Origin of the sequence: Stappia sp. MMSF_3263 (genome assembly GCF_030733745.1) — a bacterium.
GTDB lineage: Bacteria > Pseudomonadota > Alphaproteobacteria > Rhizobiales > Stappiaceae > Stappia.
The window spans coordinates 83,563-95,407 of sequence record NZ_JASHIK010000002.1; the positions used below are offsets into that span (position 1 = coordinate 83,563).

General features: G+C 64.6%; 11 protein-coding genes. 6 read left to right on the plus strand and 5 right to left on the minus strand.

All coding sequences use genetic code 11. The features are described from left to right. Positions 1–16: 16 nt before the first annotated feature. Positions 17–1,852 carry an extracellular solute-binding protein gene (locus tag RBB46_RS03220; RefSeq protein WP_306027434.1) on the minus strand — a complete coding sequence of 612 codons (1,836 nt, stop codon included), beginning with the start codon at positions 1,850–1,852 and terminating at the stop codon, positions 17–19. A gap of 344 nt (positions 1,853–2,196) precedes the next feature. Here RBB46_RS03220 and RBB46_RS03225 point away from each other — a divergent pair, with 344 nt between their 5' ends. Continuing rightward, a complete protein-coding gene (locus tag RBB46_RS03225) occupies positions 2,197–2,823 on the plus strand; it encodes an invasion associated locus B family protein (RefSeq protein WP_306027436.1) in 627 nt (208 codons plus the stop codon). Positions 2,824–2,916: 93 nt separating this feature from the next. Here RBB46_RS03225 and hspQ read toward each other — a convergent pair whose 3' ends face one another. From hspQ to RBB46_RS03240, 3 genes are all read right to left on the minus strand, one after another. Then, a complete protein-coding gene (gene hspQ, locus RBB46_RS03230) occupies positions 2,917–3,240 on the minus strand; it encodes a heat shock protein HspQ (protein WP_306027437.1) in 324 nt (107 codons plus the stop codon). Between the two features lie 126 nt (positions 3,241–3,366). Continuing rightward, positions 3,367–4,410, minus strand: coding sequence for a CoA ester lyase (locus RBB46_RS03235; protein WP_306027438.1), 1,044 nt, complete (start codon positions 4,408–4,410; stop codon positions 3,367–3,369). 112 nt (positions 4,411–4,522) lie between these two features. Continuing rightward, entirely contained in the window at positions 4,523–5,398 is an 876-nt protein-coding gene (locus RBB46_RS03240; protein ID WP_306027439.1) for a lysophospholipid acyltransferase family protein, read from the minus strand. A 189-nt stretch (positions 5,399–5,587) separates the two neighbouring features. Here RBB46_RS03240 and RBB46_RS03245 point away from each other — a divergent pair, with 189 nt between their 5' ends. Together RBB46_RS03245 and RBB46_RS03250 are read left to right on the plus strand one after the other, a co-directional pair. Continuing rightward, positions 5,588–6,541 (plus strand): AEC family transporter, encoded by a 954-nt coding sequence (locus tag RBB46_RS03245; RefSeq protein ID WP_306027440.1) that lies wholly within the window; start codon positions 5,588–5,590, stop codon positions 6,539–6,541. Positions 6,542–6,566: 25 nt separating this feature from the next. Beyond that, positions 6,567–7,649 (plus strand): CaiB/BaiF CoA-transferase family protein, encoded by a 1,083-nt coding sequence (locus tag RBB46_RS03250; protein WP_306027442.1) that lies wholly within the window; start codon positions 6,567–6,569, stop codon positions 7,647–7,649. Positions 7,650–7,656: 7 nt separating this feature from the next. On the opposite strand, the gene RBB46_RS03255 is transcribed toward RBB46_RS03250, so the two are convergent. Beyond that, the gene (locus RBB46_RS03255) at positions 7,657–8,910 is read right to left on the minus strand and encodes a UbiH/UbiF family hydroxylase (RefSeq protein WP_306027443.1); all 1,254 of its coding nucleotides are present in this window, start codon (positions 8,908–8,910) and stop codon (positions 7,657–7,659) included. 238 nt (positions 8,911–9,148) lie between these two features. Here RBB46_RS03255 and RBB46_RS03260 point away from each other — a divergent pair, with 238 nt between their 5' ends. From RBB46_RS03260 to RBB46_RS03270, 3 genes are all read left to right on the plus strand, one after another. Further along, positions 9,149–10,054 (plus strand): DUF2182 domain-containing protein, encoded by a 906-nt coding sequence (locus tag RBB46_RS03260; protein WP_306027444.1) that lies wholly within the window; start codon positions 9,149–9,151, stop codon positions 10,052–10,054. A gap of 146 nt (positions 10,055–10,200) precedes the next feature. Continuing rightward, positions 10,201–10,941 (plus strand): phosphatidylcholine/phosphatidylserine synthase, encoded by a 741-nt coding sequence (locus tag RBB46_RS03265; protein WP_306027445.1) that lies wholly within the window; start codon positions 10,201–10,203, stop codon positions 10,939–10,941. Between the two features lie 101 nt (positions 10,942–11,042). After that, positions 11,043–11,765 carry a TerC family protein gene (locus tag RBB46_RS03270; protein ID WP_306027446.1) on the plus strand — a complete coding sequence of 241 codons (723 nt, stop codon included), beginning with the start codon at positions 11,043–11,045 and terminating at the stop codon, positions 11,763–11,765. Positions 11,766–11,845 lie beyond the last annotated feature (80 nt).

Sequence of the window (11,845 nt, forward strand, 5' to 3'; positions counted from 1 at the left end):
GTTACATCCACAACACTCAATTGTCCCTGGCGGACCACCAGGCCTCGAAGCGGGGGCCGAAAACGGAATGCGCCCGCGGGCGGGCTATGTCCTGCCAGCGGGCAACCCATTTTTCGGGAAGATGGAAGAGCGGCACCACATAGGCGCCGGAGATCAGGGCGCGGTCGAAGGCGCGCACGGCGGCGGTGAAGCCGTCCTCGTCGCGGGCGGACAGCATCGCGTCGATCATCGCGTCCACGGCCGGACTGGCGACGCCGGCATAGTTGAAGGAGCCTTCCTGGCCGGCGGCCTGGCTGCCCCAGCGATAGCGCTGCTCGTTGCCGGGCGACAGCGACACGAGCCAGGTGTTCAACACCATGTCGTAATCGAAGGTCTGGCGGCGGCGCTGATACTGGGCGCTATCGACGGAGCGGATCGTCGTGGCGATGCCCACGAGCTTGAGCGCCCGCTGATAGGCCAGCGCCAGGCGCTCCTGGTCCTGGGCGGCGACCAGTATCTCGAAGGCGAGCGGCACGCCGTCCGGTCCCTTCATCACGCCGCCGTCGATCCGGTAGCCGGCCTTGGCCAGCGCGCTGACGGCCGCGCGCAGCACGACCCGGTCGCGTCCCGATCCGTCCGCTTCGGTCGGGCGCCACGTTCCGTCCAGCACGGCCGGCTCGATGTCCTCGGCAAAGGGGGCGAGCAGATCGCGTTCGAGTGCGCCAGCGGGGCGGCCGACCGAGGACAGGGGCGAATTGTCGAAGTAGCCGCCGGTGCGCGCGTAGAGGCCGTGATAGAGCGTGCGGTTGACCCACTCGAAATCGAACAGCATGGCAAGTGCGCGGCGCACCTGCGGATCGGAGAAGACCGGCCGGCGGGTGTTGAAGACGAAACCGAACATGCCGGCCGGCGTGCCGAGGCGGAAGCTCTCCTTCAGCACCTCGCCCTTGGCGACCGCGGGGAAGTCGATCGATGTGGTCCAGCGTGCCGGGTCGGCGACGGGCAGCACCTGTACCAGGCCCTTCTTGAACGCTTCGAGCAGCGCGTTCTCATCGCGGAAATACTCGATCCGCACCTCGTCGAAATTGTAGAGGCCGCGACGGATCGGCAGGTCGTCCGCCCAGTAGTCCGGATTGCGGCGATAGGTGATGCGATTGCCCGGATCTACCGCGTCGATCACATAGGGACCGGAACCGACCGGCGGTGTCAGCGTGCTCTTGTCGAAGGTTTGGGGATCGATCGTGTGTTTCGCGAAGATCGGCGACATCCCCACAAGCAGCGGCAATTCGCGATCGGACCCGTCCTCGAAGGTGAAGCGGACGCTGCGTTCGCCTGTCTTCTCCATGGCGGTGATGCGCGCGTAGCGGGCCCGGAAATGCGGGCGGCCCTTGTCGCGCAGGATCTCGAAGGAGAAGATCACGTCCTCGACCGTCACCGGCGTGCCGTCGGAAAAGCGGGCCTTTTCGTTCAGCCGGAACTCGATCCAGTCACGCTCCTGCGGAAGTCGCACCGATTCGGCGAGCAGCCCGTAGAGCGCGAAAGGCTCGTCCATGTTGCGCTCGAGCAGGCTTTCGATGACCAGCGCGCCGAAATCGGTGTCGCGGATGCCGCGCGCGGTCGTCGTTCCGCCCTGGACGATGAACTGATTGAGGCTGTCGAAGGAGCCCTGAACGCCATGCGTGACCGTGCCGCCGCGCGGGGCCTCGGGGTTGGCATAGGGGAGGTGGGCGAAATCCGGGGCAAGGGCGGGCTCACCATGCATGGCGATGCCATGGCGCCACGGCGCCTCGTCGGCCGCCTGTGCCGCAAGCGGAACTGCAGCCGTCAACGCAAGCATGGCCGAGAGAATCAGGATTTTAAACGTGTGCTTCATGCGTTCATCTCTAACCTGCAATCACTTTGTTATGGTTAACGACGTCTCAACGCGGCCTCTTCGAGCCGGTGATACGGACCTGCCCGGCCAGGTGCGGCTTTCGCGCAACATCCGATTTTCTCGTGGGGCGCAAACCACCTCAGACGCCCTGTGCCACGCCGATAATCTGGATATTCGTGCAACTTGGCTGTAAAGATGCGCCCGTGACCGCAAGAGCCAAGGTCTTGCCGCATTCGTTGCGCAGAGGATTGGGCGAGTGGGCGACACATTTTTCTCCGGTTCGCGGCGGCGGTGCGCTTATATCTGCCCGTTGCGACGAAACCATGGACTTAGGGACGCATTGCATGGCTGAGAGATTCAAGAACCACCTGACGGGCATGACCGTTGCCGTGGCTGCGGTGATCGCCACCATTGGCGGCGCCGGCGCGCAGACGGTTGAACCGCCGGCAGACACGCCCTGGGTGAAAATCTGCAACACGGACCCGCAGTCCAACAAGGAAATCTGTGTCGTCACGCAGGAACTGCGTACCGACACCGGCCAGTTCCTTGCCTCCGTCGCCGTGCGCGAGATCGCTGGCGAGGCGCGCAAGACGCTGCTTCTCGCCGTGCCTCCCGGCATGTTGATCCAGCCGGGCCTGCGCGTCCAGGTCGACAGCGGCAAGCAGAGCGAAGCCAAGTACGGCATCTGCTTCCCCAATGCCTGCTATTCCGAACTGGTGATCGACGAGGAGTTCATCGCGTCGCTGAAGAAGGGCGGGAACCTGGTTCTCACCACGCTGAACCAGCAGGCGAAGCAGGTGCCTTTCCAGCTGACCCTCTCCGGCTTCACCAAGGTCTATGACGGAGATCCGATTGATGCGGCCGCACTGCAGCAGAAGCAGCAGCAGCTTCAGTCCGAACTGCAGAAGCGCGCCGAGGAAGCCCGCCAGAAGCTGATCGAGAAGCAGAAGGAAGTTTCCGGCTCGAACTGACCGGGGCACTTCGACGACATCGAAACTTAGAACGCCGCGGCCCTTGGGGTCGCGGCGTTCTGGTTTTCAGGGACTGAGCGGGCAAGAGTTCCCTTAGTGCAGGTCCACGTCACGGGGCAGGTAGGAGCCGTCGTCCTGCTGCTCGAAGATTTCGTCGACCTGCGGATGACGGACCGGTTCTCCCGTGTCGTCGGGAACAAGGTTCTGCTCCGACACATAGGCGACGTACTCTGTCTCGGAATTCTCGGCGAGCAGATGGTAGAATGGCTGGTCGCGGTCCGGGCGCACATCGTCCGGGATCGCTTCCCACCATTCCTCGGTGTTCGAAAAGGTCGGATCGACATCGAAGATGATCCCCCGGAAGGGATACACCCGGTGGCGAACGACCTGTCCGATCATGAATTTCGCGGTGCGCATTTCGTCAGTTCAGCCAAGTTGAGCAGGTCTGGGGAACAATTCCCCTTGATTCAAGACTAGCGCATACGCCCTCAACGTTCAGTTTACAAGCCGCGACGGCCGCCGTGACCAGCCCTCCACACGGAGCTACAATCCGTAAACGGAGGCGAGAGCCGGATCCTTTGCCGCGACGATGCGGGCAAGATCCACAATCACTTTCGCCTGTTTCCAGGTGGCGTCGTCCTGCATCTTGCCGTCGATCATCACGGCGCCGGTTCCGTCCGGCATCGCCTCCAGGATGCGCAGGGCGAAGGCGACCTCGCCCGGCTCCGGGCTAAAGACGCGCTTGGCGATGTCGATCTGGTTCGGATGCAGGGACCAGGCCCCGACACAGCCCATCAGGAACGCGTTGCGGAACTGTGCCTCGCAGGCTTGCGGATCGGAAAAGTCGCCAAAGGGGCCGTAGAATGCCTTGATGCCCGCCGACATGCAGGCATCGACCATCTTCGCGACGGTGTAATGCCACAGGTCCTGCTGGAATGCCCCACGTGGTGCGCTCGTGCCGTCACCGTCGGCGAGCACGGTATAGTCCGGGTGACCACCGCCAACGCGGGTGGTTTTCATGCCACGCGAGGCAGCGAGGTCGGCGGGGCCAAGGCTCATCCCGTGCATGCGCGGGCTGGCAGTGGCGATCGCCTCGACATTCTTCACGCCTTCCGCCGTTTCCAGGATGGCGTGGACCATGATCGGCCGGGTGACACCGGCGCGCGCCTCGAGCTGCGCCAGAAGCTGGTCGATGAAATGGATGTCCCAGGGACCCTCGACCTTGGGGAGCATCACGACATCGAGCTTGTCGCCGACCGCGCCGACGATCTCGTTGAGATCGTCGAGAACCCAGGGGCTGTTGAGGCAGTTGATGCGTGTCCAAAGGCCGGTGGCGCCGAAGTCGTTGTCGCGGGCCATCTGGATGAATCCGCGCCGTGCGGCGACTTTCTGGTCGGCCGGAATGGCATCCTCGAGATTGCCGAGCACCACATCCACGCCGGAAATCAGATCGGGCACCTTGGCGCGCATCTTCTCCACATGCGGCGGCACGAAATGAATCATGCGTTCCAGCCGGACTGGCAGCTCGCGCCAGGGGGCGGGAGCTCCGATGGCCAATGGCTGGTAGAATGCGCGTGGTGTCTTCACGTTCTGTTCCTCCCGAACGTTTATGCTGCAGTGCATATAAATACGTTCGCGCCGCCGCGTTCAAGCCGGACATATGTCTGGGGTGAGGCCGTGTTGTCCGCTCGCGCGCCGGTCAAACCCACTTGCGCATGATCCACATCCACTGGGACGGGTATTCCCGGATCCATTGCTCGAACAGCAGGTGGTAGCGCCGGGTGGCCTCCAACGCGTCGGCCTTGCGATTTCCCGTGTCCGGCATTTCGACGATGCGCGCCTCGATCCGGAAGCGGTTGCCGGGCAGACGGATCACGCGACTCGCAACGAGTGGAACGCCCGCCGCACGCGCTATGGTCGCAGGATACAGCGTTGCATAGGCGTCATGGCCGAAAAACGGTATCACGCCGCCGCGACGATCCCGGAGATCCGCCAGCATCGCGGTCCGGCCGCCGGAGCGTGCGAGCGTGAGCAGCCTGCGCGCCGTTTCATGGTTCTTGGGGAGCAGTCCTGCGGGGTAGAGCCTCGCGCGCAGGTCGTAGAGGATCCGGTCGGTCAGCGGGTTCTTGAGCGACTGGTATACGCCCGCGGGTTGCCAACCGGCAGCGAGACCGCCCAGCGCTGTCACTTCCCAGTTGCCGGCATGCAGGGACACGACGACAGCACCGCCGTCACCGACCGCGTCGCGCACGGCGTCGATATCGTAGTCGAACCGCGTCGCATCAGCGGAAATCCGGTCCAGTTGCAGGGTCTCGGCAGCGATGCGTCCAAGGTTTTCCCACATGTCACCTACGATCCGCTGCTTCTCGGCGGGAGAAAGCTCGGGCATCGCGCGGGAGAGATTGGCAAGCGCGCGCCGGTGGCGGCTGTTGAACGGTGCGACGAAGCGCCAGGCCTTTCCCATCAGCCGCGACGCTGTGTCAGGCGGGAGCAGGCGCAGCAACCAGAGGATGAACGCAAGTGCGGCCCATTCGGCACGGTACCGAAGTCCACGCAGTTCGGAGTTCGTGGTCATGTGCGAGACCGGGATCGAGGTTGCCGTCTCATTGAAAGCTGCCGCTGCGCGCCGTCATTCCAAAGTTCCCTTCGCTGCCGTTGACCGGTCTTTGCGAACCCGTTAGGCCTGCGGTGATTAACCAAGCGGCCCGGGCTTGGCAACATGCCGGCCGCATGCGGACGCTCCTCACGTCCGCCGGAGACCCCGATGGAAAATGTGATTTCACTGGCGCTTCCGTTCTTCGGCCTGATCTTTCTCGGGGTCGCGGCCGGAAAGCTGAAGAAGATCCCTGCATCGGGTCTGGCCTGGATGCAGTTTTTCATCATCTACATCGCCTTGCCTGCGTTGTTCTTCCGGCTGCTGGCCAAGACACCGATCGAGGAACTGACCAATATCGGCTACGTCGCGGCGACGACCTTCGCAACCTATTGTGCCTTCGCCATCGCCTTCTGCGTCGGCGTGCTGGCCTCGCGCGGGAACATTCCCGAGGCGACCATCCAGGCGCTTGCCGGATCCTATTCCAATATCGGCTATATGGGGCCGGGCCTGACACTGGCGGTGCTTGGCCCGGCGGCGGCCGTGCCGACCGCGCTGGTGTTCTGTTTCGACAATATCCTGCTGTTCACGCTGGCACCGCTGATGATGGCGATCGGTGGCACCGACAACGAGTCCCCGCTGACCACGGCCGTTACGGTCCTGAAGCGGATTTTCACCCATCCGTTCATTCTGGCGACCATCGCCGGTGTGCTTGCCGCAGCCGTCGGGTTCCAGCCTCCGCAACCGCTCGAAACGCTGCTGACCTTCCTGAGCAACGCGGCCGCGCCCTGCGCGTTGTTCGCCATGGGGGTCACCGTGGCCTTGCAGCCGCTGGGACGCACGCCGCTCGAACTGCCCGTGATCCTGGCCGTGAAACTTGTCGCCCATCCGTTGATCGTGCTTGTCCTGCTCAACTGGGTCGGCGGGTTCGATCCGGCCTGGGTGGCAACCGCCGTTCTCATGGCCTGCCTGCCGCCAGCAGCGAATGTCTTCGTGATCGCCCAGCAGTATCAGGTCTATATCCAGCGGGCATCCAGCGCGATCCTGCTCGGGACCATTGCTTCGACCATTACCGTCTCCGTCTTCATCTACCTGATCACCGAGGGGCTCCTGCCGCTGCGCTAAGCAGCGGTGGCGGAGGAAGGGCTGCATGAGCGAACAACCGCTTTCCGGTATCACCATTGTCGACTTCAGCACGCTGCTGCCCGGTCCCCTGGCAAGCCTGATGCTCGCCGAGGCGGGCGCAACCGTGATCAAGATCGAGCGACCGGGCGGGGAGGACATGCGCTTCTTCCCGCCGCGCGTCGGTCCGGCAAGCGCGCTCTACGCGATGCTCAACCGCGGCAAGACCTGTGTCGAGGCCGATCTGAAAAAACCGGCCGACCGCGACAAGGTCCTGGCGCTCGTGGACCGGGCCGATGTCGTCATCGAGCAGTTCCGGCCCGGCGTGATGCAACGCGTCGGGCTCGGTTCCGATGTGCTGATGGCGCGCAATCCGCGCCTTGTTCATTGCTCGATCACCGGTTTCGGACAGCGCGGGCCGCGTTCCGGCGAAGCCGGGCATGATCTCAACTACATGGCCCTGACAGGCCTGCTTGCCCTGTCCTGCGGCACGGCCGAGGCGCCGGTCCTGCCACCCGCGCAGCTGGCCGATATCGGCGGCGGCAGCTTTCCGGCGGTCATCAACATCCTGCTGGCGTTGTTTGCCCGTGAACGAACGGGGAAGGGGGCTGTCATCGATATCGCCATGTGCGACGCGATGTTCACCTTCGCCCTGTTCGCACATGCAAAACTTGCCGCGACCGGCGTTCTTCCGGGCAATGGCGAGGATCTTCTCACCGGCGGCTCGCCGCGTTACCGGATCTATCCGGCCTCCGACGGCGGACTGATCGCGGTCGGAGCGCTGGAGGAGAAGTTCTGGTCGGCACTGTGCGAGGCCGTGGATCTGGGGCCCGAGTTTCGCGACGACACGCGCGATCCCGCGGCGACCGTCGCCGCGCTTGCCGCGCGTTTCGCCGCGTATGACACAGGCCATTGGTCGAAGGTGCTTGCGGCGGCGGATTGCTGCGCCACGCCGCTGGCAACGCTGGAGGAGGCCCTGCGCGATCCGCATTTCATGGAGCGGGGGCTTTTCGACCACATCGTGGAAACCGGCGGGCATCGCCTGCCGGCAACCGTGATGCCGATCGCTCCGGCCTTTCGTGGTCCCGGGAGCGCCAGCGCGCCGTTGTGAGGTTTTCTCAGCCCAGCGAAAGCCCGCGCATCAGGCGCGGGCGCGCCATCATTGGGGCGATCCCCTCGCGCATCAGCAATCGGCGCAGGGGCGGCACGCGGCTCGCCGCGTAGAGCCCCACGCTTCGCAACGCCTGCACCGGCAGCAGGTCGCTCATCAGCGACCGGTTGAGCAGGTCGACGGCCATGGTCCGTGATGCGATGTCGGGGCGCCGCGCCCGTTCGTAGCGGGCAAGAACCGCGTCCGATCCGATATCCTCGCCCTTGCGCCGCGCGGCGACCAGCAGTTCGGCAAGCGCCGCGACATCGCGCAGTCCCAGGTTCAGCCCCTGGGCACCAATGGGCGGAAAGGCGTGGGCGGCCTCCCCGACGAGCGCGCAGCGGCCCGCCGCGACTGTTTCCGCGGTCATGCCGCCAAGCGGATAGACCTGCCGTTTGCCGGCGATCCGCATGCGGCCGAGAACCGATGCGGCCCTGCGCTCCAACTCCAGCGACAACGCCTCGTCGTCCATGGCCAAGAGCCGTTCGGCCTCCTCCGGCTGTTCCACGCAGACGAGCGAGGACCGGTGGCCCGTCAGCGGCACCAGCGTGAACGGTCCTGTCGGCGTATGGAACTCGTTCGAGTGGTTGTGGTGCGGGACGTCATGTTCGAGGTTGAGCACCAAGGCGGACTGCGGATAGCGCCAGGACTTTGCCGCGATGCCGGCGGCCGCGCGCACGGACGACATGCGGCCGTCCGCACCGATGACGAGGCGGGCCCCGACCTGCCGGCCGCTCTCCAGCACAAGCGTTGCGTCGTCGCCCCCGGTCTCCAGGCGCGCCAGGCGATCCTCTATCCGCAGCAGGGACGGTTCGCGATCGCAGGCCGCGGCGAGGGCGCCGTTCAACTCGCTGTTCTGGATGTTATGGCCGAAGGCATCGAGCTTCAGTTCCGAGGCGTCGAAGACGACCTCGGGGGCGCGCAGCAGCCGGCCGGTGGCATCGATCAGGCGCATGTGTCGAAGCGGCGCCGTGTGCGGCTCGATCGCGGCCCACAGGTCGAGTGCACGCAGCATTTCCACAGACGAATCGAGGAGCGCCGTCGTCCTGTCGTCTTGTGCGGGCAGCGCCGGGGCGACAAGCGCCACGGAAAAACCGTGGCGGGCAAGCGCGATCGCCATCGTCATGCCTGAGGGGCCCGCTCCGACAATCGCGACATCCACCCTGTCGGAGGTGCCTGTCGTCTCCGGTTTCCTCGAACTGGCGGATTCGCGCTTTGTCATTGCCGGCTCCCTCGGCGGGTCTGCATACTCTCTTGTGTGGAAGATGACTGTCCGGGACGGATTTGCAAGCACCGGACATGCGCGATTGGTCGCATCCGCAAGGAAGCGGATGAACGGCTATCCCGTATCTTGCTACCTGTAGCGGTCTTGAACTGAGGCCTTGCGCAGGGCCGAAACCGAAAATGGAGCGACGTGCATGGCCGGACGGGCGGAAGCGGAGCGGGGCGGAACAGGGCGCATGCCCGGTCTGCATGCGCTTGCCCGCCGGCCGAGGGGAGCCGTCTTCCTGGCTGTCGGCGTGGCGGCTCTTGCCGGCTGGGCCTATCTCGCGGCGATGGTCGCGGCCATGGTTCCGGTCATGGACATGTCGGAACTCGGTCCGGGGATGGGGGCGTTCAACCGGTTCAACATCTTTGCCGACCTCCCGGCGGAGGCACGCGCGGCCCTGGCCGCCATCTGCCTGCCTGAAGGGGCGACGACCTTCGGCATGCCTGTCGACGGCGCATGGTCGACCGCCGATGCCGGTCTTGTCTTCATCATGTGGGTGATGATGGCGCTGGCGATGATGCTGCCGAGCGCGGCGCCGATGCTCGCGACCTATTCCGAGCAGCCGCGCCTGATCGCGGGGCGCGAGGCACGCACCCTTCCGGTGGCGACCCTGGCGCTCGGCTATCTCTCCGTCTGGATTGGCTACGCGTTGGTCGCCACCGCGGCGCAGGGCGGGCTGACGGCCTTGCGGCTGGTGTCGCCGATGATGGCGCCGGCCAGTCTCGTGCTGGCCGGAACGACGTTGATCGCGGCGGGGATCTACCAGTTCACGCCGGCCAAGCTTGCCTGTCTGATGCGCTGCCGCCGCCCGCTTCCCTTCTTTGTCGAACGGGTGCCGGCGAACTATTTCAGCGTGTTCCGCCTTGGCGTCATCCAGGGCCTGCTGTGCCTTGGCTGCTGCTGGGCGTTGATGACGGTGATGTTCGCTGTCGGTATCATGAATGTCGTGTGGATCGCCGTTTTGGGACTGCTGATGGCGATCGAAAAGACCGTTCACGCCATGTGGGTGCCGCGCGCCGTGGGCGTGCTGCTTCTCCTGTGGGGAACGCTTCTGCTGGCTGTTTCCGATGCCGGCAAGGCGGCGCTGGGGCTCTGAAGGTCCGGTTCGCGCGAAATCAATTGCGACAAATACATGTCAGTTGTGTTGCAGTTGGCCGCGCATGAAGGCATAGGAAGAGTTTGGGGGATGTTTCTCTCGTCCCGCCGGATCGACGGCGCGGACCATTTCGCGAGGCAAAGCCTGTGGCAAAGGGCAAGACGGCGGATCTCGACGCAGGCGTCGCGGAACGGCTCAAAAGCGCTCACCCGCTGTTTCTCATTCATGTCCTGACCGCGCTCGGCGCGCCCATTGCGCTGCTCGCGCTGCTGGCAGGATCGCGCGGCGACTGGAGCATGCTCTTCGTCTGGCTCGGCATCGCGCTGGTCATCGACGGTGTCGACGGCCCCCTTGCGCGTCGTTTCGATATCGCCAGGCGCATGCCGCAATGGTCGGGCGCCTCTCTCGACTTCGTCATCGATTACGCCACCTACGTGTTCCTGCCAGCCTTCGCGCTCGCTGCCAGCGGCATGCTGTCGACGCCCTGGAACTGGATCTGTGGCGGCCTCGTCGTGTTTACCGGCGCGCTTTACTTCGCCGACAACGGCATGAAACAGCCGGACGGGTCCTTCAAGGGTTTCCCGGCCGGGTGGAACATGGTCGTCTTCGGCCTGATGGTTCTGTCCTCGTCCCAGGTTTTCACGGTGATCTTCGTGGTCGCCCTTTGCGCGCTGACCTTCGCCCCGATCCGGTTCGTCCATCCGGTCCGCGTCGTGAAGTGGCGCATCCTGACCCTGGCAATGACGCTTGTCTGGTTCATCGCGGCGGGCTTTGCCATCGCCAACGGGATGTCGGCGGAAGGCCTGGTCAAGTGGATGCTGGCCGTCTCAAGCGTCTATCTGCTTTGCGTGTCGGCGGTGCAGCAGGGCCTCGAAGCGCTGCGCTGACAGCGAATTCGCTCTTGGCTTCCGGTCGGGCATTTGCCATGAGGAGGTGAGGGCGGCGCCCCTTCCCCCCGATGCCGCCCCTTGCAAGACGAGGGAACGGCATGATCGAACTGCTGAATGATCCGGCTGTCTGGGCCAGCCTCCTGACCCTGACGGTCATGGAGATCGTGCTCGGCATCGACAACATCATCTTCATCTCCGTCCTGGTCAGTCGGCTCGATCCGAAGCAGGCCAAGCGCGCGCGCCAGATCGGACTGGCTCTGGCGCTGATCTTCCGCATCGCGCTCCTGTCCATCCTGACGGTGCTGATCGGACTGACCGCTCCGGTCTTCACCGTTTTTGGAGAAGGTATTTCCTGGCGCGACCTGATCCTGCTTGCCGGCGGCCTGTTCCTGATCGTCAAGGGAACGCACGAAATCCATCAGGGTATCGAGGGCGGCCATGACGCGGGCGGATCGGCGGCAGTCGCGAGCTTCGGCGCGGTGATTGCCCAGATCATCGTCATCGACATGGTGTTTTCGGTCGATTCCATCGTCACGGCGATCGGCATGGCCGAGCATATCGAGGTCATGGTCGCGGCGGTGATCATCTCGATGATCGCGATGTACCTGGCTTCCGGTCCGATTTCGGCCTTCGTCCAGAAGCATCCGACAACCAAGATGCTGGCGCTTGCCTTCCTGCTGCTGATCGGCGTGGCGCTGGTCGCCGACGGGCTCGGCTTCCACATCCCGCGTGGCTACATCTACTTCGCCATGGCTTTCTCGGCCGGTGTCGAGATCATCAACATCCTGGCGTCCCGTCGCCGTCGGGCGAAACACCAGTAACGCAAAAAGGGTTGCCGGCACTGTCCGGCAACCCCATGATCCCGTCCAGTTCGACAACAAGTCCCGATGGGAGCACGCGA

What these genes read in the sequence shown, in the direction of transcription:
- RBB46_RS03220 (WP_306027434.1), bottom strand. Translation starts at nt 1,852, where the DNA reads ATGAAGCACACGTTTAAAATCCTGATTCTCTCGGCCATGCTTGCGTTG.
- RBB46_RS03225 (WP_306027436.1), top strand. Translation starts at nt 2,197, where the DNA reads ATGGCTGAGAGATTCAAGAACCACCTGACGGGCATGACCGTTGCCGTG.
- hspQ (WP_306027437.1), bottom strand. Translation starts at nt 3,240, where the DNA reads ATGCGCACCGCGAAATTCATGATCGGACAGGTCGTTCGCCACCGGGTG.
- RBB46_RS03240 (WP_306027439.1), bottom strand. Translation starts at nt 5,398, where the DNA reads ATGACCACGAACTCCGAACTGCGTGGACTTCGGTACCGTGCCGAATGG.
- RBB46_RS03245 (WP_306027440.1), top strand. Translation starts at nt 5,588, where the DNA reads ATGGAAAATGTGATTTCACTGGCGCTTCCGTTCTTCGGCCTGATCTTT.
- RBB46_RS03250 (WP_306027442.1), top strand. Translation starts at nt 6,567, where the DNA reads ATGAGCGAACAACCGCTTTCCGGTATCACCATTGTCGACTTCAGCACG.
- RBB46_RS03255 (WP_306027443.1), bottom strand. Translation starts at nt 8,910, where the DNA reads ATGACAAAGCGCGAATCCGCCAGTTCGAGGAAACCGGAGACGACAGGC.
- RBB46_RS03260 (WP_306027444.1), top strand. Translation starts at nt 9,149, where the DNA reads ATGCCCGGTCTGCATGCGCTTGCCCGCCGGCCGAGGGGAGCCGTCTTC.
- RBB46_RS03270 (WP_306027446.1), top strand. Translation starts at nt 11,043, where the DNA reads ATGATCGAACTGCTGAATGATCCGGCTGTCTGGGCCAGCCTCCTGACC.